Annotated in this window: 24 protein-coding genes and 2 riboswitches; of the genes, 10 read left to right on the forward strand and 14 right to left on the reverse strand. The window is 65.2% G+C overall.

The window, feature by feature from the left end; translation table 11 throughout:
- Positions 1-14 precede the first annotated feature (14 nt).
- Complete coding sequence (locus tag BW934_RS03345; RefSeq protein ID WP_076345091.1) at positions 15-1,706, forward strand: AMP-binding protein; 1,692 nt, start codon at positions 15-17, stop codon at positions 1,704-1,706.
- An 18-nt stretch (positions 1,707-1,724) separates the two neighbouring features.
- Here BW934_RS03345 and BW934_RS03350 read toward each other — a convergent pair whose 3' ends face one another.
- The gene (locus BW934_RS03350) at positions 1,725-2,669 is read right to left on the reverse strand and encodes an EamA family transporter (RefSeq protein WP_084182451.1); all 945 of its coding nucleotides are present in this window, start codon (positions 2,667-2,669) and stop codon (positions 1,725-1,727) included.
- A 76-nt stretch (positions 2,670-2,745) separates the two neighbouring features.
- Positions 2,746-3,606: a Nif3-like dinuclear metal center hexameric protein gene (locus tag BW934_RS03355; RefSeq protein WP_234969550.1), complete on the reverse strand. Its 861-nt coding sequence runs from the start codon at positions 3,604-3,606 to the stop codon at positions 2,746-2,748.
- Between the two features lie 48 nt (positions 3,607-3,654).
- Positions 3,655-3,753, forward strand: a riboswitch (TPP riboswitch).
- A 42-nt stretch (positions 3,754-3,795) separates the two neighbouring features.
- Here BW934_RS03355 and tenA point away from each other — a divergent pair.
- From tenA to thiE, 4 genes are read left to right on the forward strand one after another with little or no spacing between them, the layout of a single operon-like run.
- Positions 3,796-4,494, forward strand: a complete 699-nt coding sequence (gene tenA, locus BW934_RS03360) for a thiaminase II (RefSeq protein ID WP_076345093.1) — start codon at positions 3,796-3,798, stop codon at positions 4,492-4,494.
- The gene (gene thiD / locus BW934_RS03365; protein WP_076345095.1) at positions 4,478-5,371 is read left to right on the forward strand and encodes a bifunctional hydroxymethylpyrimidine kinase/phosphomethylpyrimidine kinase; all 894 of its coding nucleotides are present in this window, start codon (positions 4,478-4,480) and stop codon (positions 5,369-5,371) included. The genes tenA and thiD overlap by 17 nt, the downstream gene beginning before the upstream one ends.
- Before the next feature lie 30 nt (positions 5,372-5,401).
- Positions 5,402-6,205, forward strand: coding sequence for a hydroxyethylthiazole kinase (thiM, locus tag BW934_RS03370; RefSeq protein WP_076345097.1), 804 nt, complete (start codon positions 5,402-5,404; stop codon positions 6,203-6,205).
- Positions 6,202-6,834, forward strand: a complete 633-nt coding sequence (gene thiE / locus BW934_RS03375; protein ID WP_076345099.1) for a thiamine phosphate synthase — start codon at positions 6,202-6,204, stop codon at positions 6,832-6,834. The genes thiM and thiE overlap by 4 nt, the downstream gene beginning before the upstream one ends.
- Here the strand turns inward: thiE and cydC are convergent.
- The 6 genes from cydC to BW934_RS03405 form a co-directional block, all read right to left on the reverse strand.
- On the reverse strand, positions 6,773-8,668 hold the full coding sequence (gene cydC / locus BW934_RS03380; protein WP_076345101.1) for a thiol reductant ABC exporter subunit CydC: 1,896 nt from the start codon (positions 8,666-8,668) through the stop codon (positions 6,773-6,775). The genes thiE and cydC overlap by 62 nt on opposite strands.
- Complete coding sequence (gene cydD / locus BW934_RS03385) at positions 8,668-10,428, reverse strand: thiol reductant ABC exporter subunit CydD (protein ID WP_076345103.1); 1,761 nt, start codon at positions 10,426-10,428, stop codon at positions 8,668-8,670. Before cydD ends, cydC begins: the two co-directional genes overlap by 1 nt.
- 23 nt (positions 10,429-10,451) lie before the next feature.
- The gene (cydB, locus tag BW934_RS03390; RefSeq protein ID WP_076345105.1) at positions 10,452-11,465 is read right to left on the reverse strand and encodes a cytochrome d ubiquinol oxidase subunit II; all 1,014 of its coding nucleotides are present in this window, start codon (positions 11,463-11,465) and stop codon (positions 10,452-10,454) included.
- A gap of 40 nt (positions 11,466-11,505) precedes the next feature.
- Entirely contained in the window at positions 11,506-12,891 is a 1,386-nt protein-coding gene (locus BW934_RS03395) for a cytochrome ubiquinol oxidase subunit I (RefSeq protein ID WP_076345107.1), read from the reverse strand.
- Positions 12,892-13,142: 251 nt separating this feature from the next.
- Positions 13,143-14,759 carry an MDR family MFS transporter gene (locus tag BW934_RS03400; protein ID WP_076345109.1) on the reverse strand — a complete coding sequence of 539 codons (1,617 nt, stop codon included), beginning with the start codon at positions 14,757-14,759 and terminating at the stop codon, positions 13,143-13,145.
- Positions 14,756-15,235 (reverse strand): MarR family winged helix-turn-helix transcriptional regulator, encoded by a 480-nt coding sequence (locus tag BW934_RS03405; protein WP_076345111.1) that lies wholly within the window; start codon positions 15,233-15,235, stop codon positions 14,756-14,758. The genes BW934_RS03400 and BW934_RS03405 overlap by 4 nt, the downstream gene beginning before the upstream one ends.
- Before the next feature lie 221 nt (positions 15,236-15,456).
- Here BW934_RS03405 and BW934_RS03410 point away from each other — a divergent pair, with 221 nt between their 5' ends.
- Positions 15,457-16,134 (forward strand): TIGR00266 family protein, encoded by a 678-nt coding sequence (locus BW934_RS03410; RefSeq protein WP_076345113.1) that lies wholly within the window; start codon positions 15,457-15,459, stop codon positions 16,132-16,134.
- Here the strand turns inward: BW934_RS03410 and BW934_RS03415 are convergent.
- The 5 genes from BW934_RS03415 to cobT all read right to left on the reverse strand — a co-directional run bounded on the left by BW934_RS03415 (position 16,103) and on the right by cobT (position 20,911).
- A complete protein-coding gene (locus BW934_RS03415; RefSeq protein WP_076345115.1) occupies positions 16,103-16,876 on the reverse strand; it encodes an ABC transporter ATP-binding protein in 774 nt (257 codons plus the stop codon). The two genes, BW934_RS03410 and BW934_RS03415, sit on opposite strands and share 32 nt — an antisense overlap.
- Positions 16,873-17,889 (reverse strand): FecCD family ABC transporter permease, encoded by a 1,017-nt coding sequence (locus BW934_RS03420; RefSeq protein ID WP_076345117.1) that lies wholly within the window; start codon positions 17,887-17,889, stop codon positions 16,873-16,875. Before BW934_RS03420 ends, BW934_RS03415 begins: the two co-directional genes overlap by 4 nt.
- Positions 17,886-18,872: an ABC transporter substrate-binding protein gene (locus BW934_RS03425; RefSeq protein WP_076345398.1), complete on the reverse strand. Its 987-nt coding sequence runs from the start codon at positions 18,870-18,872 to the stop codon at positions 17,886-17,888. The genes BW934_RS03420 and BW934_RS03425 overlap by 4 nt, the downstream gene beginning before the upstream one ends.
- 109 nt (positions 18,873-18,981) lie before the next feature.
- Positions 18,982-19,190: riboswitch (cobalamin riboswitch) on the reverse strand.
- Positions 19,191-19,250: 60 nt separating this feature from the next.
- Positions 19,251-19,832, reverse strand: coding sequence for a cob(I)yrinic acid a,c-diamide adenosyltransferase (locus BW934_RS03430; RefSeq protein WP_076345119.1), 582 nt, complete (start codon positions 19,830-19,832; stop codon positions 19,251-19,253).
- A complete protein-coding gene (gene cobT, locus BW934_RS03435) occupies positions 19,829-20,911 on the reverse strand; it encodes a nicotinate-nucleotide--dimethylbenzimidazole phosphoribosyltransferase (protein ID WP_076345121.1) in 1,083 nt (360 codons plus the stop codon). The genes BW934_RS03430 and cobT overlap by 4 nt, the downstream gene beginning before the upstream one ends.
- A gap of 136 nt (positions 20,912-21,047) precedes the next feature.
- On the opposite strand from cobT, the gene BW934_RS03440 reads away from it, so the two are divergent.
- The 4 genes from BW934_RS03440 to BW934_RS03455 all read left to right on the forward strand — a co-directional run bounded on the left by BW934_RS03440 (position 21,048) and on the right by BW934_RS03455 (position 23,457).
- Complete coding sequence (locus BW934_RS03440) at positions 21,048-21,419, forward strand: winged helix-turn-helix transcriptional regulator (RefSeq protein WP_076345123.1); 372 nt, start codon at positions 21,048-21,050, stop codon at positions 21,417-21,419.
- Between the two features lie 124 nt (positions 21,420-21,543).
- On the forward strand, positions 21,544-22,011 hold the full coding sequence (gene queD / locus BW934_RS03445) for a 6-carboxytetrahydropterin synthase QueD (protein WP_076345125.1): 468 nt from the start codon (positions 21,544-21,546) through the stop codon (positions 22,009-22,011).
- Positions 22,012-22,019: 8 nt separating this feature from the next.
- Positions 22,020-22,772 carry a 7-carboxy-7-deazaguanine synthase QueE gene (locus tag BW934_RS03450; RefSeq protein ID WP_076345127.1) on the forward strand — a complete coding sequence of 251 codons (753 nt, stop codon included), beginning with the start codon at positions 22,020-22,022 and terminating at the stop codon, positions 22,770-22,772.
- A gap of 16 nt (positions 22,773-22,788) precedes the next feature.
- Positions 22,789-23,457 carry a haloacid dehalogenase type II gene (locus BW934_RS03455; protein ID WP_076345129.1) on the forward strand — a complete coding sequence of 223 codons (669 nt, stop codon included), beginning with the start codon at positions 22,789-22,791 and terminating at the stop codon, positions 23,455-23,457.
- A gap of 54 nt (positions 23,458-23,511) precedes the next feature.
- Here BW934_RS03455 and BW934_RS03460 read toward each other — a convergent pair whose 3' ends face one another.
- A complete protein-coding gene (locus BW934_RS03460; RefSeq protein ID WP_076345131.1) occupies positions 23,512-23,712 on the reverse strand; it encodes an alpha/beta-type small acid-soluble spore protein in 201 nt (66 codons plus the stop codon).
- Between the last annotated feature and the right edge of the window lie 143 nt (positions 23,713-23,855).

The raw sequence follows: 23,855 nt of genomic DNA on the forward strand, positions 1-23,855 counted from the left end.
GGGGAGGCATCGCAATGCAACAAGAACACGAGCGCGTGTGGCTGAAATCGTATCCCGCCGACATTCCAGCGACGCTGGCCATTCCCGCCGTGACCATGGCCGATGTGCTGGAAGCGACCGCTCGGCGGCTCGGCGATCGACCGGCCATCTACTACTTCGATACCTCGTGGAGTTGGAAGGAGCTCAACGAATGGGCGGACCGATTCGCTGCCCTGCTCGCCGGCATCGGCGTCGGCCCTGGGGATCGCGTCGCCGTCTGCACGCAGAACAACCCTCACTTTCCCCTTGTGTGTTTCGGCGCTTGGAAGCGGGGCGCGATCGTGGTCCCCATCTCGCCGATGCTGAAGGCCAAGGAGATGCAGCTCTTGCTTGCCGACAGCGGCGCGGCGGTGCTCGTCATGCTGGACCAGCTGTATCAGGCGGAGGGCCGCGACGCGATTCAGCACACCGACGTACGGGCGGTGTTCACCTGTCACGAAAGCGACTTTCTCGAGGATCCGGGCGTTCTGCCAACGTCCACGTCTCAACCCAAAACGCTGGACCTCGAAACGGACCTCTTGCAAGCGCTTTCTAAGGTCGATCCGGCCGCGCCCTCGCGCGCAGCTGTTGGTCCTGAGGATGTCGCGTTCCTCGTGTACACGTCGGGGACGACGGGGGCGCCGAAGGGCGCGATGAACCTCCATCGCAACCTCGTGTTCAACGCAAACGTCTACCGCACTTGGATGAAACTGAGCGAAAACGACATCATCCTGGCCGTCGCGCCCCTCTTCCACATCACGGGCATCGTCGGCCACCTGTGTGCATCCGCCGTGTCGGGCGCGCCCATGCTCCTCCTGCACCGGTTTGAGCCGGAGACCTACCTGACGTACATCGAGCGGTATCGCCCGACCATGACCGTGGGATCCATCACCGCATTCATCGCGCTCCTCAACGCCCCGTCGGCCAAAAAGCGGGACATCCGTTCGCTCGTCAAGTGCTACAGCGGGGGCGCACCCATCGCGCCGCCGATTGTCGAGGAATTTGAACGGGTGATGGGGCCTTACATCCACAACATCTACGGACTCACGGAGAGCAACTCCCCGGTCACGATGATTCCGCTTGGCACGCGCGCTCCGGTCGATCCATCCTCAGGTGCCTTGTCCATCGGCTTGCCGGTTTCGAATTGCGATGCGCGCATCGTCGATCTGGAAGATCCCGCGCGCTCCGTGCCGTTTGGCGAACAGGGCCAACTCGCCATCCGTGGGCCGATGCTCTTCTCCGGCTATTGGAACCGTCCAGATGCCACGCGCGAGGCGTTTCACGACGGCTGGTTTTTGACGGGAGACGTCGCGGTGATGGACGGCGCGGGCTACGTGTACATCGTCGACCGCAAAAAGGACCTGATCAACGTCTCGGGCTTCAAAGTGTGGCCGCGCGACGTGGAAGACGTGTTGTACCAGCACCCGGCCGTGCGCGAGGCGGCCGTGATCGGCGTGCCCGACGCATACCGCGGTGAAACGGTCAAGGCCTTTGTGGCCCTCAAACCGGAGTACGCCGGCCGGGTGAGCCCAGAAGAGATCGTGGCGTTCTGCAAGGCCCGCATGGCCGCCTACAAGTACCCGCGCGCGGTGGAGTTCATGGATGAGATCCCGAAGACGGCGACAGGCAAGTTTTTGCGACGCAGTTTGCGCGATCGCGAACTGCGTTCGCAGCCTTCGCAGCCATGACAGGCGGCTCGGCGCCGACTACGACTTGGTCCTCGCGAGCAGCGTGACCGTCGCGAGCACGCACGCCATGCCCAACAGCGCAGCCCACGTCATGGGCTGGTGCAGGGCGGTGACGGCCAGCGCGGTCGCCGACAGGGGTTCGCCGCTCGCCACGATGCTGGCGTCCGCCGGCGTGATGTCGCGCAGACTGGCCAAGTACAGGTAGAAGGGCACGACGGTGCCGAACACGACGACGAAGCCGACGAGAAACCAGGCGCCTGGAAGGAGATGAGGTAAGGGATGGCGCGGCAGGACCACGACGCCAATCGCCGCGCCGCCCACCATCATGCCCCAGGCGGTGACGACCATGGGCCCGAACTCTGCGAGCAGCGAGACGGGGAAAATGCTGTACACGGCGACGGCAACGGCCGACAACAGCCCCCATAGGACGCACCAGCCGGACACAGCCAGGCGCTCGAGGTGACCGTCGGTGACCAGCAACACGCAGCCCATCATCGCCAGCATCGCACACGCCAGCTGCACGGTGGAAGGCACTCGGCGCGACCGCGCCGCGGCATACGCGAGGATGACGATGGGCGCCATGTACTGGAGCACGGTCGCCGTGGCGGCATTGCCGGCGTGGATCGACGCAAAGTAGGTGTATTGAACGCCGAGCAGCCCGGCGAGGCCAAACAGCACCGTGCGCACTGCGGTGTAGGCGCGGCGCCATGGCGCCAGCGTCTGACGCCTGCCCGCTGTGACGCCCGACGCCCCAAGCAAGATGATGCCTGCCAAGCTCATGCGGACGGCGACGAGCCAGGCCGGATCGACGCGGTATACGTTGAAGAGGACTTGAGCGGCCGTCCCGGAGATGCCCCACAGAATGGAGCCCAAGAGTGCAAGGCCGATGCCACGGAAGCGGCGGAACCGGTCGCTCTGTGCGAAGCTTCGGACAAGGCGCGCGATGGCGACGGACTCTGACAAGCTGATCCACCTTTCATCAAAGAAATCCTGGCTGCGGAGAGAGGATCCCCCGCGTCGGCCGGCGGCACACCGCCCATCACGTGTCCTGGCGCGCGGTCGCAGAGCTCTGAGATGTGCCATCTTGCCAGGCAAACGCCGATTCTTGGTCCAAAAACACCACGGGCACACGGCAGTGCGCGGCGAGTTCCTTGGCGATTCGCCGCATCCCGGGCGACTCGCTCAACTGATGGCCGAGCCACACCACCGCGCGCGGCAACCCCATGGCACAGGCGTCGCGCACGTACTCCATGGCTTCCCACTCGGGCCCTTCGCCCGCCAAGATGACGTCCGCATTCGACTCGCGAAACACGCGGGCGACGAGATCGCCCGTACCTCGGTAACCGGGCAACAGCGCGATCCGCCGCGCGACCGGCACCCTGCCTGACACACGCAGGCCGCGCACCCCGAGCCGCGCACACACCCGGGCCACCACGTCGTCGAACGTCATGGCCTGCGCCCACGCGACGATGGGGACGTCGCAGGGTTCGGCCATCCGCTCGCGAATCGCGCCCGACCACCCGAGCGCCTCGGCAAGGCCCTCCGCCACCCAGTCAGGCGACGCGCGGTGCGGCCGATCGTGCAGGCGATACACGGATATGCCGAGGCGCCGAAGAAGGCTGCGCTTCTGCGACAGGACCGGATCCTCGCCCGCCACGTCACCCTCGTGCCGGAAGAAGGCGCCCTCGTGGGTGATGAGGAAGTCGACCCCTGCCTCTCTCGCCGCCTCGAGCACAGGCACGGACGCGACGAACGCCACGCCTATGCGGCTCACGGGCGCAAGCTCGTCACCCAACACGAGCCCGTCCACCTTCACAAGGCTCGGGTCACATGGCATCATCTCTTGGAGGAGTGCGATCACGTCCCTCGCCCGCATGGAGCCGCCCCCGTTGATGGCCATCGTGGCCACGCACGTTTCTGCATGCTATGATAGACGACAAACGAGCTTGGATGCCACTAGGGGAGCGAAAGCTGAGACGGGGGACACCCCGAACCCTTCGAACCTGACCTGGGTAATGCCAGCGTAGGAAAGTGGCGCATGGGACCCTCCCGTGTTCCCCTTTGGCCTCCGGCAGAGGAGGCGTTTCCTTTGTCGTTTTCCACATCCCTCATCGCCATGTCCAATTCCATCGTGGACGAGATTGTGCAACACCCGTTCGTGCGCGGCATCGCCGAGGGCAACCTTCCCAAAGAAGCGGCCGTCCGTTACGTCAGCCAGGACGAGCCGTACCTGGAGACGTACCTTCGCGTGTTTGCCCAGGCCGCGGCCATCGCCCCGCGTCACGAAGACATCGCTGATTTCCACAGCCGCATGGCCATTCTGCTCGACGGCGAATCGGAAGCCCACGCGAACCTCCTGCGTTATGCCGGCGCAAACCGCGAGGCTGTTCTAGGTCAGCCCAAGCTTCCCACCCTGCACCATTACGAGAGCCACCTCATCGCTTCGGCCGCGCGCGGGGACTTCGCGGAGGTCGTGGCCGCCATTCTTCCCTGCCATCACGTGTACGTCGAGATCGGCGAGCGCCTCCTGCCCGCGGTGGACGAGCGACCGGACCACCCGTTTGCGGACTGGATTCGGTTTTACGCCCATCCCGACATGCGCGACGCGACCAAGCGACTGTTCGCCATGATCGACCGGGAAGCCGCGCACTTCTCGGCTCAGCGCGCGCGGCGGATCGAGGCGGCCTACCTGACGAGTTACTACCTCGAGTATCGGTTTTTTGAGATGGCGTACCGCGGCGAGACATGGCTTCCGAAGGAGGCGGCGCGCGATGTTTCGGTATCCTGACGGCCACGTGGCCCGCATGCTGACCATTGCGGGGTCCGATTCGGGCGGCGGTGCGGGCATTCAGGCGGACCTCAAGACCGCTCACCAGTTTGACGTGTACGGCATGAGCGTCCTCACCGCCGTGACCGCGCAGAACACCGTCGGTGTACAGGCCGTCCACCCCCTGCCGGTGGACATCGTCCGAGCGCAGCTCAAGTCCATTCAGGACGATCTCGGCTTCGACGCCGTGAAGACCGGCATGCTCGGCGATCGCGCTTCCATTCTCGCCATAGCGGCGGAGATGGAGGGCGTGACATGCCCCGTGGTGGTGGACCCGGTGATGGTGGCCAAGGGCGGCGAAGCGCTGCTCGCCCCGGAAGACGTGGCGGCCGTGATCGAGCGGATGCTGCCCGTCGCCTTCGTCGCGACGCCCAACGCGCCCGAGGCAGAGCGCTTGACGGGGATCCCCATCCGCTCTCTGGAAGATGCAGCAAGGGCGGCCGAGGCGCTGCACCGACGGGGTGCCCGATACGCCGTGGTCAAGGGCGGGCACCTCGAAGGCTTGGGCGATCTCGCCGTCGACGTGGTGTACGACGGCGCTTCGTTCACCTACTTCGCAGCGCCGCGCGTCCCAAGCCGCAAGACGCACGGCACGGGCTGCACGTTTTCGTCTGCCATCGCGGCGGCCCTCGCGCGCGGCGCGGGCGCGCTTGAGGCCATCGCGGCGGCGAAGTCGTACATCGCGCGCGCCATCGCTTCGGCCGCGGACTGGGACGTCGGGCGCGGACACGGACCGACGGATCACAGCGTGTCGCCGGTTTGGCTTATGCGCGCACAACCTGGCCGGATGTACGTGTTCGACGGCCGTCAGTTTGTCGAAACCGCGCCGCCCCTCTGAGGCGCGCGAGGACAGAAGGGAGCGCTTCACATGCAAGTCGGAAGCTGGCTTACGCGCGTGCGGGAACAGCGCCCGCTCGTCCACAACATCACCAATCTCGTGGTCATGAACGTCGCGGCCAACGCGCTGCTCTCGCTCGGTGCGTCGCCCGTCATGGCGCATGCGCACGAGGAGGTGGCGGACATGGCCGCCATCGCCGGTGCGCTCGCGCTCAACCTTGGCACGCTGGACCCCTACGTGGTGACGAGCATGGATTTGGCGAGCGAGGCTGCCAACCGGCGCGGTGTGCCGGTCGTGCTGGATCCGGTCGGCGCCGGGGCGACGCCGTATCGCACGGGCGCCGCGCTGCGCCTCCTGGAGACGCGAAACATTCAGGTGTTGCGCGGGAATCAGGGCGAGATCGGCGTGATCACCGGCGCGGGCGGAGAGGTGGCTGGAGTGGACGCGAGAGGTGCGGGGACGGACCTCGCGGGCCGCATGGTGGAGTTTGCGCGCCAGCACCATCTCGTCGTGGCCGCGACGGGCGAGCGCGATCTCGTCACAGACGGCGAGACCATGTACGAGCTGCAAAACGGCCATCCGTGGGAAGCGGCCATCACGGGATCTGGGTGTTCGCTGACGGCCGTGATCGCCGCGTTTGTCGCGGTCTCGGACCAGAGCCGGCGGGGCATCGCGGAGGCGACCGTGGCCGCCATCACGTGCTTCAACGTGGCGGCTGAGCTGGCGGCGGAGGGCGCGAGCGGCCCGGGAAGCTTTCAGGTCAAGCTGCTGGACGCGCTCCACACGCTGACCCCGTCTGACGTCGACGCGCGCGCTCGCATTCGAAGGGGATGAGGCGAGTGAAGGACCTTGCGGATCGACTGCGCGTGTACCTCGTGACCGACGACCGGCCGGATCACGAGGAGGTGCAAGACATCGTCGCTCGGGCGCTCCTGGGCGGCGTCACTTGCGTTCAGCTGCGGCGCAAGTCTGAGGACGGTGGGCCGATGCTCCGGCTCGCGCTCGCCCTGCGGGAGCTCACGCGAGCCCACGGCGCCCTCTTCATCGTCAACGACCGGCTCGACATCGCCCTTCTCTCAGAAGCGGACGGCGTGCACGTCGGACAGACGGACCTTCCGGCCCGGCTCGTCAAGTCGCGCTTCCCGGGGCTTATCGTCGGCGTCTCGGCGCGATCCGTCGACGAGGCGGTGCGGGCCGAGGCGGACGGGGCGGATTACCTCGGCGTGGGATCCGTCTATCCCACATCGACGAAAGGCGATGCCGTCCTGACCGGCCTCGAAACCCTTCAAGCGACAAGGCGCGCCGTTCACATTCCCATCGTGGGCATTGGCGGCATCACCGTCGAGCGTGCGGCGGAAGTCGTGGCCGCGGGCGCCGAGGGCGTCGCGGTGGTGTCGGCCATCATGTCGGCGTCTGACCCGCAAGCGGCGGCCGAGGCGCTGGCGCGTCAGACCGCGCGCTGAACGCGCGGGCGCTTGCGAGCGCTCCGTCATGTCCGAACTCCCAAAGCTTGCGGTACACGCCGCCCCGCTGCCACAGCTCGCGATGTGCGCCCCGCTCGACGACGCGGCCGCCCTGCATCACCAAGATTTCGTCCATGCGCTCAAGACCCGTCATGCGATGGGTGATCCATAGGACCGCCCGGCCTTCCATGGCCCGAAAGAACGCCTCGATGAACGCCCGCTCGGTCTCGACATCGAGGGAGGCCGTGGGCTCGTCGCAGACGACGACTTCCGCACCGCGCAGGACGGCCCGCGCCAGCGCGATGCGCTGGCGTTCGCCGCCCGACAGCGCGTGCCCGCGGTCGCCCACCCAAGTGTCCAGTCCCATGGGCAGCCGCGCGACGAGATCGCCAAGCTGCGCCACGGCGAGCGCATGCGCGAGGTCGTCGTCGCGGGCGTCGGGCCGCGCCAACAGGAGGTTTTGGCGGAGCGTGGTGTGAAACACGTAGCCGTCCTGCGGCACCACGGTCACCCGCTGCCTGAACTCCGTGTCCGCGAGCGCGCTCAAGCGCCGCCCAAACCAGAACACGTCGCCCGCCTCCGGGTGGACGAGCCCGAGAAGGGCCTCGGCGAGTGTCGTCTTCCCCGCCCCGCTGTCGCCGACGATGGCCACGCGTTGGCCGCGCCGCAGGTCGAGATCGACGCCCCGAACGGCCCACACGTCGCCGCGGCGGCAGCTGAGACCGCGGGCGGAGAGCACGATATCCTGCGGGACGCGGTGGGCCGACGTGGGGCTCGACGACGCCGACGGGCGCGCGCCTTGCCCGCCTGTGGCGGATGGGCTTGGCGGCGCCGGTTGCGCCTGAGGCTCCGGCGGCCGAGGCGCGGCCATGCGCTTCGGGCCGCGAGCCGAGACGGTATCCGCGAGGCGCGAGACCGACTGCGCCATCGCTTGGAGATCCGCGTACGCCGCGCCAAGGGCCGTCCACGGCTCGAACGAGGCCACGGTGCAGAGCGCAACGGCGGCCACCATTGGGCCAGGGAGCTGCCCCGCAACGTGCAGGCGCGCCGCTTCGCCGGTGACAAGCGCGACGGTCGTCATCGCCGCGGCATACAGCGCGCCCTCGGCAGCCGCCTTGGCCAGATCGATCCGCAACGCCAAACGGTTCTCCTTCGCCTCAAGCGCCTCCATCTCGCCAAGCGCCCGTGCCGCGAGCCCGTGCGCCAAAAGCTCCTCGAGCCCACGGGCGAGATCGTCCATCGCTGCGAGGCGATCTCGGCGCACCTCATTCCTCGCCTTCTCCCAACGAGCCGTGAGTCCTACGACGAGCGCCGGCAAGACGATGGACGCAAGCGCGGCACCGGCTACAAACGCGAGCCCCAACGTCTCGTGGATCCGCCACAGCCACACGGCGGAAAGCGCGCTGGCACCGCAAGCGCTCGCGAACGGGAGCACCACCCGCAGCACGAGGTTTTGCACCCTGTCCATATCCGCGAGAATGAGGTCGAGCGCTTCGCTCGTCCTTCGCCCCGCCCAGGCGCCGGGATGGGCATCCAAGTACGCATACACGCGCGCGCGAAGTCTGGCCGCCAGTCGCAAAATCGCGTCGTGAGACACGAGCCGATCCAGGTAGCGCAGGGCCGCTCGGCTCGTGCCGAAAAACCGCACGGCCACAATGGGCACCCAGAGCATCAGGATGGTGGGCGGCTCGAGGGCAGAGGCCGAGATGAGGTAGCCGGCCGTCGCCATCATGGCGGTGGAGGCGAGCGCCGTACCCATCGACAGGGTCAAGCTTCCTGCCATCCGACCCTTGGCCTCACGAAGCCAGCTCACCATGAAGCGCAGCGGTTGCATCAGGCCGACACCTCCTCGCCGTGATCGCGGCGCACCATGGCATGAAACGCCCCACGCGCCTGCAACAGGTCGTCCGGCGGGCCTTGTTCCACCAGGCGGCCGCCATCGAGCACGAGAACGCGATCCGCCGCGAGCGCGAGGCTCAGCCGGTGCACGACGGCGAGCGATGTGCGCTGCCTGAGCCATGGCACGATTCGCTCCTCGAGCGCCCGCTCGGTGGCGAGATCGAGCGAGCTCGTCGGCTCGTCCAGCAGGGCCACAGCCGGCCGACGAAGGATCATGCGAGCCAACGCCAGCCGCTGCCGCTCGCCGCCCGAGAGCTGGACGCGCTCGCCATCAAGTGCCGTGTCGACGCCAGCCGGTAGGCGCGAGACCACGGAATCGAGGCCGGACAGCTGAAGCGCCTCCCGCATTTCCGCTTCGCCGCACGCGCCGCCCCACGTGAGGTTGTCGCGCAGCGCCGCGTGGAACCACGCCGGATCTTGCGCCACGAGCCCCACGCGAGCGCGAAACGCGTCGAGATCGAGCTGGTCAAGCGGAACGCCCTCGACGAGCACCTCGCCTGACACGGGCCGGAGGAAGCCCAGCAACACGGCGAGGATGGTGCTCTTCCCCGCCCCGCTTGGGCCCACGATGGCGACGAGCTCGCGCGGGCCGATGCGAAACGAGACATCTTGCAGGGCGGGCACCTCAGCGCCGGGGTAGCGCGCCGTCACGTGGCGAAATTCGATCACGGCCCCGGACGGCTGGATGTCCGGCACGACGACACGAGCGCTCTGCGGGACGACGGCCGGTGACGCCGTCTCGAGCACCTCGCGATGCCGTTCGAGCATGGCCACCCCATCGCGCGCCGCATGGTACTGCGCCCCCGCCGTGCGGATGGGCAGGTAGTACTCTGGAGCCAGCAGCAGCAGGACCAGTGCCGTGCCAAAATCCATGTGACCGCTCAACAGCCGGATGCCAAGCGAAACCGCCACAAGGCCAATGCTCACCATGGTGAAAAGCTCCGTCACGAGCGACGACAAGAACGCGAGCCGCAGCACCTGCATCGTGGTGCGCCGGTAGTCGTCCGCCACGCGCTCCAGGATGTCCGCCTGCGCGCGGCTGCGCCCAAACACTTTGAGCGTCCACAGCCCGCGAACCACGTCGAGAAAATGGCCAGAAAGGCGTTCCAGGGCCACGAAGCGCTGATCGGTCGCCCTTTGCGCGGCCTGGCCCACGAGAACGAGAAGCAGCACCATAAAAGGCACCGTGGCCGCCAGGATGAGAGCCGTCAGGCGATCTTCCCAGGCCGCGAAGCCGAGGATCGCGACGGGCACAGCCGCCGAAGCTGCGGCCTGCGGAAGGTACCCTGCCAAATACGCCTCCATCCCGTCGATCCCGTCCGTCAGCCACGTCCGCCACGTCCCGGCGGCGTGGCGGCGCACCTCGACCGGGCCGAGCGCGGTCATGCGCTCCAGCATCTCGCGGCGCATCCTCCGCTTCACCTGCGACGCAAAGCGCAGCGACAGCCCCTTGGCCGCGGCGAGGAGAATCGCTCTCGCCGCGACCACGGCGATGAGTCCGGCCATCGCGCTCGCACCAGCGTCCACGCCATGTTCGCGCGGAAACACTCGGCTGATGATCTGGGACAGTTCCCACGCCTGAGGCAGCACGAGCAGTCCGGCCAGGAGAGACGCACCCGACGCCAAAACGAATGTCATCCGCTCTCGGCGCGTCGCGGCGGGAAGACCTTGTGGCTTGAATCGCACGGGTTCCACCTTCGTTCCTCAGGATTCGAGCCTCAGTATTCGAGCGGGTGATCGCTCGAGAGACGCTTGCGAAACACCCAATAGCTCCATCCCTGATACAGGAGCACAAACGGCACCACGGTGAGGGCGACGATGGTCATGACCTTCAGCGAATACGGGTTCGACGCCGTGTTGTAAATCGTCAAGCTCCACGCGGGATTGAGCGAACTCACCATCACGCGCGGGAACAGGTCCATGAACACCGTGATGGTGGACAGTACGATGGTCAATCCCGTCATGAGAAACGCCCATCCGTCCCGTTTCGCGCGAAGGAAAAACTGCACCGAGAACAGCGCCAGCCCGGCGAGGATGGGCACGACGCCCGGATCGATCCCGCGGCGCGTGAACATGTCGGTCTCCAGGTAGGAAAGCACCACAAACAGAAACGTGAGTGCCGTCGCCCACGCGCCGATCGCCGTGGCAGCCGCGCGGGCCCGCTCCTGCAGGACGCCAGACGTTCGCAGCGAGATGAAGAGCGCCCCGTGCAGAACAAACAACAGGGTCATGCTCACGCCGCCCATGACGGCGTACAGGTTGATGAGATCCCAAAACGAGCCCACAAAATTTCCGTGCGAATCGATGGGTACGCCGTGCATCATGTTGGCCAGCGCCACCCCCCACAACATGGGCGGCAACAGGCTCCCCCCGAAGATGACCCAGTCCCAAAACGTCCGCCAGGAGGTTCGATCCACCTTGCTTCGGAATTCAAACGCGACGCCGCGGCCGATGAGCGCCACAAGCAACAGAAACAGCGCCATGTAGAATCCGCTGAACAAGGTGGCGTACCAGCCTGGAAATGCGGCAAACATCGCGCCGCCCGCGGTGATGAACCAGACCTCATTGGCATCCCAAAACGGCCCAATCGTGTTGATGAGGAGCCTCCGCTCGTCGTCCGTCTTGCCGAGAAACGGCACCAGGATGCCGACGCCGTAGTCAAAGCCTTCGAGGAAGAAGAACCCAATGAACAACACGGCGATGACCGCGAACCAAAACGCTTGAAGCGTCATCACCCACACCTCCCATGGCGAGTCCTCGTGTCCCCGATCATCACAGCATCGCGGGAGCCACCGGCTCCGCTTCCTCTCCGTGGTCCTCTTCGACGGGCCCTTGCCGCACAACCCGCGCAATGAGGAACACGTCCACCACCGCGAGCAGCCCGTACAGCACCGTGAAACCGATGAGCGTCGTGAGCACCTCGGGCGCGGACACCGTGGGTGAGACACCGTCTTTCGTCAGCTGCAGACCGTAGACCACCCACGGCTGGCGGCCCATCTCCGTCATGATCCAGCCCATGCTGTTCGCACAAAGAGGAAGACCGAAGGCGGGCAGCATCATCCGCAGATACCGCCGGCCGTGCACAAGCCGGTTTCGCACCAGGCGCCACACGCCCCACACGGACGCCAGGAACATCACGAGGCCGGCGAACACCATGATGCGGAAGCTCCAGAAGACGGCGATCACGTCTGGGACGTAGTTGCCTGGTCCGTAGCGCGCCTGCATCTGCTGCTGAAGCTCGAGAATGCCCGGAACGCTTCCGTGCAGGCGATTGTACGAGAGGACGCTCAGCAGGTATGGGATTTGAATCGCCCAGCTGTTCTGGTGCGCACTCGGATGAATGACGGCAAACAGCGTCCAGGGCGCCGGATTTCCGCTCGTCGTCCACAGCGCCTCCGAGGCGGCAAGCTTCATCGGCTGCGACACCAGCAGATACTGCGCTTGTTCGTGTCCAACCACCATGGTCAAGAAGCTCGCTGCAGCCGCCATGATGGCCGCGATGCCAAAGGACGGAACGAACACGTCCAGGTGGCGTTTGCGCAACAGCGGATACGCGCTGAGGCTCATGACGACGAACGCGCCCGTGACGAGCGATCCCAGGAACACGTGCGGGAACTCGTACCACAGCTGTGGATTGGTGATGAGCGCGCCGAAGCTCGACATCTCGGCGCGGCCGCCTTTCAGGGTGTAACCGACGGGATGCTGCATAAACGCATTCGCCGTGAGAATCCAGAACGCGGAAAGCGTGGTCCCTAACGCAACCAACCAGATGGACGCGAGATGCATGCGCTTCGACAGCTTCTCCCAGCCAAACATCCAGACGCCTAAAAACGTCGACTCCAAGAAGAAAGCGAGCAAGGATTCGATGGCGAGCGGGGCGCCGAACACGTCGCCGACGAAGCGCGAGTAATTGGCCCAGTTCATCCCGAACTGGAATTCCTGGAGGATACCCGTCACCACGCCGACCGCAAAGTTGATGAGGAAAATCTTCCCCCAAAACTTGGCCATCCGCTTGTACCTGTCGTCCCTTTTCGCGACGTACAACGTCTCCATGATGGCGATGAGGTACACGAGCCCGATGGTCACCGGAACGAAAAAGAAATGGTAGACCGTTGTGATGCCAAATTGCCAACGCGCCAACACGACTTCGCTGGGCATGCGCTCTCCCCCCTGAACTCGTGATCACGAGTGAAATATCTGGAGCGCTCCTTACGCCTGGATCGTATCACCAAGCGGCTCGAAAAAGGTGCATTTTACGCGCATGTTTGTGAACAAACCTGGGCGCGAGTTTGAACAGTTTGTCACGCCCAGTTGCACCGAGCCCGGACAGCAAAGAAAGCCGCTCGAATGGCCCAGAACTGGGCCATTCGAGCGGCTTTCATCGTGCGATACGCATCTCTGGTTCAGCGTTACACCGCGTCCTCCTCGGGTTCACCGCGGAAGTACTCGTCGCCCTTCAGCTTGACCTCAGGCAGGAAAAACGTGCCGATGAAGGTCAGCACCGAAAACACGAGGCCGACGAGAAACAGCCGCTGTATCCCAAAGGTGAGCGATAACTTGACCGCCTGCATCAACTGATGGTAAAGCGCCTCTCCCGCCGCGCCGAAGCGACTGAACTGCGCCGCGATGGCCTTCTGGGCCTGCGCGGTCAAGAGCGCTTGCGGATTCAGAGAACCCAGTTTGGACTTCATCGCGGCAAGCCCCGGTGGCAGAAGAACGCCGAGCTTGTGAGCAAACGCCCGGTTCAACACGCTGCCAAACACAGGCGACGCGATCACGCCGCCCAGCGAGCTCACGAACTGTTGGCTCGCATTCACCGTTCCCATCACCCGATACGGGAACGCATTTTGCACCGCCATATTCATCAGCGGCATGAGCGCGCCGATGCCAAGCCCGAGGACGACCATGTCCACCATGATGGTGGGCCAGGACGTGTGAACGTCAATTCGGTTCAACAGGCCCGATCCCACGACAATGACCGCGCCCGACAGCCAGGCCACATGCCGATAGCGCCCTGTTTTCGACATCACCTGTCCAGAGACCATGCTGCCGACCATGAAACCGCCCATCATCGGCGTCATGATCCAGCCGCTGTTCTGCGCGTTCAGCCCGATCACGCCCTGCACGAAAATCGGCAGGTACATCAGACTGCCGAACATCGCCATGCCGACCAGCAGTTGAAGAATGAGCGACGTGGTGAAGATGCGATTTCGAAACAGCCAGGGCGCAACGAGCGGATCCTGCGCACGCGTCTCCCAGACGACAAAGGCGGCCAATACCGCGACGCCCCCCGCCAGCATGCCGATGATCTGCGGCGAAGCCCAGGCGTACTTGCTGCCCGCCCAGGTCAGCGCGAGCAAGATGGGCACGAGTCCCACCGTGAGCATCGCAGCCCCCTGCCAGTCCACCTTCACCTGATCCTTCGTCCGTACCTTCGGCAGGGCGACGGCCACGCCGAGAAGCGCGATGACGACAAACGGCAGGTTCACGTAGAACACCCACCGCCACGACCAGTCGTCCGTGATCCAGCCCCCGATGGCCGGGCCGACGATGCTCGACAGGCCAAACACGGCCATCATCACGCCCATCCAGCGGGCGCGTTCCTTCGGCGAAAAGATATCGCCCACCGTGGCCCGCGGCATGCTCATCATCGCCCCGGCGCCGATGCCCTGAACCGCGCGCGCCCACACGAGCTCCATCATGGTATGCGCCTGGCCCGAGATGGCCGATCCGATGCCGAACATGACGAGTCCAAACAGATAAAACGGCTTGCGCCCGAACACGTCCGAAAGCTTCCCGTAGATGGGCACCGTGATGGACGACGTGATCATGTACGCCGTGAACACCCAAGTGTAGAGATTCAGCCCGTGAAGGTCGCTGATGATGGTGGGCATGGCGGTGGACACGACCGTCTGGTCGAGCGACGAGAAAAACATGGTCAATAAGACCGTCGCAAACGCCCACCACTTGCGCGGTCCCACAATTTGATTGGTTCGTTGCACCTCGTACGTGGCGCTCAACGTCATACCTCCTGTCGGCCGGGAGCGTCGGCGAACGGTTCCTCTCGCAGATGCCTCGCTGCGTCGACCATCGTCTCGAGGGCGCTCACGCACTGCTCCACTTTGCCCGGTTCAATGCGAGACACCATCTCCCGCATCATGTTGTGCCACGCTCGCTCCACTTCCGCGAGCTTGGCGCGCCCAGCTTCGGTCAGCTCGATCACGACGACGCGCCGATCTTCTTCATCCCTCAGGCGAGACACATACCCGTGGTGCTCGAGCCGGTCGATCATCACCGTGATGGCGCTCGGCGTCACCTCAAGGCGCTCGGCCAGCTGCGACACCTTGAGCCGCCCCTCACTGCGAATCATGCGCATGGTGAAAAACTGGCCAGCCGTCAGGCCGGTGTGCAAGCGGTTCAGCACCTGTGGTCCGAATTCGTGCGCCAAGGCCCCGAGCGATTGCGCAAACCGCTCGGTCAGCGCGTCCATATCCCCTTTCATCCGCGATCCTCCTGATGCATGGGTCATTCAAATCATCAAACCTTTATAACAAGCTAATGTTTCTACGGTTTAACATTTACATTGTATAAACGTTTCTCGGTGACGTCAAGTCGACGCGATGCGACACGCGTCGATGTCCACCTATGGTACCATCGCCCAAAGGGGTGCGGTCTCCGCCCTCGCGGCGGGCGCGCCTCTGCTGAACCGATGGGAGGGGTACGATGGAATACCAAATCCACGGCACGGTCATGCAAACCCTGGAGGTCCGCCTGCAACAGGGCGAAAGCGTGTTTTCGGAAACCGGCTGCCTGCTCTCGATGACGCCAGGGACGTACATGGAGACGCGCGCGCCGGGCGGCCTGGCTGGCATGTTCCGACGCGCGTTGAGCGGTAACAGCGTCTTCCTCACTTACTATCGGGCCGCGCGCGGCGAGTCCGTCGTCCAATTCACCACGCGCATGCCCGGCCATATCCTCGCCCTGCCGCTTCGCCAGTATGGCCGCGTCATCGCGGAACGGCACAGCTTCCTCTGCGCCGAGGACAGCGTCGAGTACGGTGTCGAGGTCATGCTCAACATCGGCCGCTTTCTCGGCGGCAACGGCCTCGCGCTCACCCACCTCGCCGGGACGGGCATGGCCTTTCTCTCCGTCGACGGCGAGATCGTCGAGCGCGATCTCGCCCGCGGCGAAAGTCTCCTCGTCCACCCCGGCCACATCGCGGCCTTCACGGACGGGATCGACTACCGCGTTCAGATGATGCAGGGCGTCACCAACCTGCTATTCTCGGGCGATGGCATATTCTTGGTCGAACTCACGGGACCGGGGAGAGTGTGGTTGCACTCGGTCACGGTGCACAACCTGGTGCACATCATTCAGGAATACTGGGGAGGGCCGCGCTGAAGCTGAGGCGCAAGGCGCCCGTGTGCGGATCGCGAAACGGCCGCGCGTCGACGCGAAACACGCGCTGCAGCAGCTCGGGCGTGAACACGCGCTCGGGCGGTCCATCGGCCGCAAGGCGTCCGCCGTCGAGGCACAGCGTGCGGTCGCAGTAGGACATGGCCAGCTCCAGGTGGTGGATGGCGATCACGACGAGGCGCCCGTCCGCGGCGAAAGACCGGAGCCTCTGGAGGATGTCGAGCTGGTAGTGAATGTCGAGACTGGCGATGGGCTCGTCGAGCAACAGGATGGGCGCCCCTTGCGCCAAGCAGCGCGCAATGGCGGCACGCTGGCGCTCACCGCCGGAGAGATGGGCCAGCGGGACGTCCTGCAACTGCACAAGCCCCATCGCATCGAGCGCCTCGTTCACGTGCCGGCGATCGGATGCATCCAGCGCGCCGCTTGGATGGTGACTGTAGCGGCCCATTTCGACAAACTCGCGGACGGCAAACGGGATTTCCTCCGGGAGGAACTGGGGGAGATACGCCACCCGCCGAGCCCGCCAGCGAGGTTCGCGCGCGTGAATGGGCTCCCCGAGCACGTGGACGGCGCCCTGCGTCGGGCGCAAAAGACCCGCCATCGCGCGCAAGAGCGTGGTCTTTCCCGCGCCGTTCGGGCCGACGAGCCCGACCACCTGGCCGGGATCCAATTCGGCACAGATTTCGCTGAGGATGGGCCTGTACTCGAGGCGGTCGATCCGGATCACCCTTCAGCCCCCCTTCCGCGCCGCTGCTGAAATAGGAGATAGAGAAAGAATGGAACGCCGAGGCACGACGTCACAATGCCGACGTTCAGTTCTGTCGGCGCGACGATGGTCCGCCCGACGAGATCGGAGAGCGTGAGAAGCGCGGCGCCCCCCATCGCCGATGCGGCGAGGAGGGGGCGGTGGTTGGCGCCGACGACGCGCCGGAGGATGTGCGGCACGATGAGGCCGACGAAGGAGATGACGCCCGTCGTGCTGACCGCGACGCCGACGATGAGCGCGGACGCCACCAGCGACAGGCGCTTGAGCCGCTCCACGTCGACACCCACGGCTTCCGCGTGTTCCTCACCGGTGCTGAAGATGTCGTAGGCAAACGCAAAGCGCAGAAAGAGGGCGAGCGCCCCGGCGTTGACCGCGGCGAGGAGCGCGGCTTCCCGCCAGTCCGATCCGTCCAATCCCCCGAACAACCAGAACATCATCTCCTGCATCTCCTGCAGCGGGGACAAATCCAGGATCGCGGTGATAATGGCGCTCGACAGCGAGCCGAGCGCCACGCCCGCGAGCAGCAGGCGATACATGTCCGTTCGCCGCGCTTGCGTGGCGAGGCGGTAGATGATGCCTGCCACCGCAAGGCCGAAGGCGAAGGCCATGGCCGGCGTGGAGGCCGGGTACCGGCTGGCGAGCCCGGTGGCCACCGACAGCACGGCCCCAAGCGCCCCCCCGCTCGACACGCCGATCACGCCGGGATCGGCCAGCGGATTGCGCAGGATGGCCTGAAGCACGCAGCCAGCGAGGGCGAGGGCCGAACCGGCCAGCATCGCGACGAGAAGCCGCGGCCAGCGGATGGCTCCCACCACCACGGCATCGAGGCCGCGATCGCCCATCGCATAGCGCCAGGTGTCGCCCGGGATTTTCCAAAACGGCACCGACACGGGCCCGATGCCGATCTCAAGGGCGGCCGAGATCGCGAGCAAGAGCCCGAGCGCGCCAAAGGCCAGGGCGCGGCGCCTCGTCATGAAACCACCTTGGGCGCTTGCAGGTGCGCGGACGGGTGCAGGACCTTGGCGACGTCGTAGACGGCGCGGACGACGTATTGCGATACAGAGGAAAGATCCGCGCTGTTGATGGCGTAGAGGTGGTGCTCCCGCACGGCAGCAACCGATTGGAGCGCCGGATCCGACGCGAGCTTCTTCAGGAAGGCGGCGTCGTCCGAGGAGTCGATGATGACGCTTGGGTTCCACTTGACGATCTGCTCGTCGGTGATCTTCTGCCAGCCGCTGAGGCTATGCGCGACATTCACACCGCCGGCGTCGCGGATGATGTCGTCGACCGTCGTGTCGCGGCCTGCGGCGTATCCGTAGGAACCGTAGTCGAGCACCGTGGGCCGAGGTTGGCCTTGCACAGCGCGCTCGATTTGCGCAAGCTGCTGCTTCATGTTGGAGACGACCGCGTTGGCCTTCGCGGGTTCGCCGACGAGTCGGCCGACGGTGAGGATATTGCGCTCGATGTCGAAGATGGAGTCAAAATCGTTGAGGCTGAACGAGTAAAGCGGAACGCCCGCCTGATGGAGCTGATCGAGCACCTTCTGATTGACGTACCCCGCCTCGAGGACCAAGTCCGGATGGACGGCCAGCGCCTGCTCGGGATCATCGCCGCTCCAAGCGGGAATGCCCTTGACCTGGCTGACGACGTTCGAGTATTCGGGGTTCGACGCAAGCGTCGTCACGAGGGCGATGCGCGACTTCGGCACGAGCGACACCAAGATCTCGTCGGTGCCCTCCGAACCCGACACAATGTGCATGGGCTGGTGTTTCAGGGTGACGGTGTCGCCCATGTCGTCCTTCACGGTCATGGGATACGAGACCGTGGATGCGGCGCTCTGCGGCGACGTGAGGCTGTTGTTGTGGGCTGGGCTCTCGGAGCCACAGCCTGTGGCGGCGGTGGCGAGGACGAGAGCCGCCGTGACCGCGCTTCCTTTCAACCACAAGTCTTTCAACACGATTGGACCCCCCATTTCGTCCATGGAGCGGTCCCTGTCGAGGCGCGGAATCCGGCAGAACGAGCCGTAGGGTCCGCGCGGCGTGCGTGCACGCACCTTTCCTCGAAGGGCGCCCGCTTTTCGCTGGGCAGGTCTCCTGGCTCACAGGCCATTCGCAAGCCGCGCCCCTTCCCGCCATCACGGCAGTGGTTGCGCGGCCTGGGCTCGTCGGAGCCGTTTACGCCTGTTCACAGTGGCGGGACCGCGCCGGATTCTCACCGGCTTCCCTATTCTCTTCGCCGCGTTGCCGCGCGAAGCACCCAGCGACCGGATCGACTTCCATCGTAGATGGGGGCGCTTGGCTTGTCAAACACGAGTGCGACGGCGACAGACGCCGTTTCACTTGCGGTCGGGATCGCGAAACACCACTGGACTATTCTCATAGGCAATTTCAGCGGCGTTCGCGCGGGCATTGGCCGCCCGAGCCATGACAAACAGCAAGTCGGACAATCGGTTTAAAAAGCGCAGCGCGGGCTCCGGGACGGGCTCTTCGGCGGCGAGCCGCCAAGCCTCGCGCTCGGCGCGGCGAACCACCGTGCAGGCGAGATGGAGGGCGGCCCCGGCTGGACTTCCTTGGCGGAGCACGAACTGCGTCAGCGGTGGCCCTTCCTCCTGATACTTGTCGATCAGAGGCTCGATCTCGTCGACCCACGACGCGTGCACTTTGGGCTGGTAGTCCGTCGCGGAGGGCGGAGCGGCCAGATCGGCGCCCACGTCCCACAGCCGCTGCTGGAGCCAGAGGCTGAGATCCCGCAGATCGCGGAGATCATCCGCCTGCATGAGGCTCGTGGCGAGGCCGAGCGCTGCGCACGCCTCGTCGACGGCACCATACGCCTCAATCCGCCGGTCGCCCTTGGGACGCCGCTCCCCGCCGATGAGGGCGGTGGTGCCGCGATCGCCGCCGCGCGTATAAAGTCTCATGGCAAATCCCTCCCAGATCGAGCGCGTTCCGAAAATGTCGCTGTGCCTTCGAGGACGGCGAGCCCGGCCCGCAGGATGGGCCAGGCCATGAGGGCTCCAGATCCCTCCCCGACGCGAAGGCCGAGATCGAGCAAGGGGCGCTTGCGCAGTTCGCCGAGCAAGAGGGCGTGGGCGGGTTCTGGCGACAAGTGTCCCGCCACGAGGTAGTCGCGCACGCCGGGCCTGACCCGTTCGGCCCACAGCGCACAGGCGCCGGTCAACACGCCGTCTAAGAGGACCGGCACCCCGAGCGACGCGGCTTGCAGGATGGCGCCGCTTATCGCCGCCAGTTCAAACCCGCCGAGCTGGGCGAGCCCGGCCACCCACCGCTCGTCGCCTGCCGGATGGGCGGCTTCGCGCTCCCGCCACACAGCCAGCGCCGTCCGCACCACGAATCGCTTCTCGGCGAGCGCCTGCTCGCGAATGCCGGTCCCCGTGCCCACCACGAGGTCCACGTCGACGCCGAGCAGCCACGCGGAAAGTGCACTTGCAGGCGTCGTGTTGCCAATGCCCATTTCGCCAAAGACGAGCAGATCTGCCCCCTCGCTCGCCGCATCCTTCACCGCCTGCATCCCGACGCCGAGGGCCTGCGCGCATTCGTCGGCGGTCATCGCAGGTCCCCGGGTGAAATCCTGCGTTCCGGCCGCCACCTTGGTGCGCCGAACATCTGGATGGCTGGGCGATGTCACCATCCCCACGTCGTACACGCGCCATGGGACGCCGAACGATCTCGCCACGACGGTCGAGACACTTCGGCCCGAAGCGATGTGTTGGACCATCTCCTCGGTGACGTGCTGCCCGTAGCGGGAGATGGGGCGGTTCCTGGCAACGCCGTGATCGGCGGCAAAGAGCAAAAAGAAGGGGCGCCGGATGGCCGGGTGCTCGGTGGCCTGGATGGCGGCGATGTCACAGAGGACAGGTTCGAGCGATCCGAGGCTGCCGACAGGTTTCGCGAGCGCGTCGAGGCGCGCCTGAAGCCGCTCCCGCCAAGACGCGTGAACGGGACGGGGAGATGGCAGATGCAAGTCCGAGAAGGCCAACCCTTTCACTCCTCCGCAACGTGTCTTCCTCCGATGTACCAGAACCAGGCGATCGACGCAATGGCGGCGCGAAATTCGAAGATGGCGTGTGCGTTGGATCGCAGTTGTGGTAGAATAGATTAGGGAGATGATCGTCATGGGCGACCATGAGCAGATTTGCCCCCGCTTCGAATGGGCGTTTGCGTTGCTCGGCAAGCGCTGGACCGGGCTCATCATTCGCGTGCTGCTTGAGGGTCCGAAGCGCTTTAAGGATATCTCGGATATGATTCCCAACATGAGTGATCGCATGTTGGCGGAACGATTCAAGGAGCTCGAGCGAGCAGGACTGGTCGTTCGGCGGGTGTACGCAGAGACGCCCGTTCGGATTGTGTACGAGTTGACGCCAAAGGGCGAGGCGCTGCGCCCGGTGATGGAAGCGGTGCAAAAGTGGGGCGACGAATGGGTGACCGACTCGGACTGCGACGAGTACCAGCGCCGGTACAAGTGTTCTCGAGATCGGGCGCTATAGAGCATACAAGATGAGATTTTCGAGCAGGCTGTCGCAAGGGCGGATGCCCGTGGGACAGCCTCTGTCGTGTGAGCGCAATCCACTGTCCGTGACGGTGGCAGGAGTTCTGCGAGGAGTGAGACGCGTGAGCGCGTATAAGATTCCGAGCCGTCTGCAGGAGCTCGGTTCCGACATCCAACGTTCTCAGCTGAAATATCACGACCGCCGGGTCGCCGTGACCAAGGAGTTCACGTTTGACGCGGCCCACCATCTTCACGCCTACGACGGAAAGTGCGCCAACCTTCACGGTCACACCTATCGCGTTGTGATGACCGTGAGCGGGCGCGTGAACGATATCGGGATCGTCGTGGACTTCGGCGATTTGAAGCGACTTTTTGAAGACGTCATCAAAAAGCGCCTGGACCATCAATATCTGAACGAGGTCCTGCCTCCCATGAATACCACGGCGGAAAACATGATTGTCTGGATGTGGGAAGAGCTCGAGCGCGCGCTGACGGACATGGGTGAGGAGCGCGACGTGAGGCTGGAGCGGCTCGAATTGTACGAGACGCCGACGAGCCGGGCGTCTTTGGAACGGGCGTGGATGTCGTGAGGAGCGGTGTGAGTTTCGCTCGCGCGCCGTGGGAAGCGGCCTACGAGGAAGCCAAGCGGGGCGATCCCGGCGCCATCACGCTCCCGATGGTCGAGATCTTCGAGACCGTCGAAGGCGAGGGCACGAAAGCGGGCTTGCCGACGACGTTCGTGCGCGTGTTCCATTGCAACCTGCGCTGCACGTGGTGTGATACGCCCTACAGTTACGCGCCCGAACGCCCGGCCTTTGAAGCGAGCCTGAAACAGATCGCCGAGCGGGTGGAATCGTTTGGCTGGGCGAACGTGTGCCTGACGGGCGGAGAGCCGCTCATCCACCGCCACAAGTCGCAGTTGCTCATTGACACGCTCGCCGGGATCGCAGGCGTGGAAGACGTGCACATCGAGACCAATGGCGCCATTGACGTGCGGCCGTTCGTCCAATACCGCGACGCATCGGCGCGTCTTCGACAGGTGGTGCGGTTTATTGTCGACTACAAGCTCCCCGGAAGCGGCGAGGAACACCGCATGGTCCCGGATCACCTGTCGGCGCTGTCGGAGCGAGACGAGGTCAAATTTGTGATTGCGGACGATCGCGACTTTGCCCGCGCGCTCGAGGTCCTTCAGGCGCACCCCACGCGGGCGACCGTTTTATTCAGCCCGGTCTGGGAGACCATGCCGCCCCGGGATCTCGTGTCGCTCATGCTCAAACACCGGCTGCGCGGCGTGAAGTTGAACCTGCAGCTTCACAAGGTCATCTGGGATCCCAGCGCGCGCGGCGTGTAGCCAAGGAGGACACACGGTGCTCATCGTATTCGACGCCTATGGTACCCTGTTTGACTGGAACGGCGGCATCGCCCAGGCGCTTGCGCTGGAGGGCGTCAGCCGAGAGGACGGTTGTTTGCTCGCCGCAAACGCCCGCGACGTGCAGCTGCGGCTGGCCTGGCACGCGGCCTTGACCGAGGCGTACCGCGACTTCGACCGCCTCACGCGAGAAGCGTTCACCCACGTGCTCGGGGAGCGGATGGGGCCCGAGGCGGTAGAGCGCGTCGCACAGGCGCAAGACGCGCTTCCGCTCTTCCCGGACGTTACTGAAGCGCTCGACGGTCTGCGCGACGTGCCGCTTGCCATTTTGTCGAACGGCACGTTGCGCGCGTTACAAGCGATGCTCTCACGCCACGGCCTCTTGTTTTCGTTTCACCACATCGTATCCACGGATCCCGCTCGGACGTACAAGCCGGCGCGGCGCGCGTACCAGCACGCCGTGCAAACACTCAACGTGCAGAAGCGCGACGTGCTCTTCGTGTCGAGCAACGATTGGGACGCCGCCGCCGCGGCCCACTTCGGATTCCGCGTCTGTTATCTGGCCCGTTCGGGAGCGCGCCCACTCCCCTACGGCCGCGCGCCTCAGCACGTCCTGCGGTCCATGGCTGAGCTCCCGCCGCTTTTGGCCTCGCTAAGAACATCATGAAGCGAGCTGCCTGTGGGTTGCCCCACCGGCAGCTCGCTGGCCTTTCTCGCCTGGTTACGCGCGGCCCGACAGGCTCTGCTCCGCGTACGCCACGAGGCGCTTCGTGATTTCGCCACCCACCGAGCCGTTCTGGCGCGCGGTGGTGTCTGGGCCAAGGTTGACCCCGAATTCCGTCGCGATCTCGTACTTCATCTGATCAAGCGCCTTCGAAGCCTGCGGAACCAGCGTGCGATTGCTACCCGAATTGTTCGCCATCTTGCGTTCCCTCCTTATGTGGTGGTGATGACACCTGTAGTGTGACCGCCCCGCCCACACGTATGCCCCGCAAGGCTCGCCAAATCTTGACTCACCTGGCGTTGCGATCGCCCTCGATAGGCTGTACATTGGATTGAAATGAG

Source organism: Alicyclobacillus vulcanalis (assembly GCF_900156755.1).
In the GTDB taxonomy this organism is placed as follows: Bacteria; Bacillota; Bacilli; order Alicyclobacillales; family Alicyclobacillaceae; genus Alicyclobacillus; species Alicyclobacillus vulcanalis.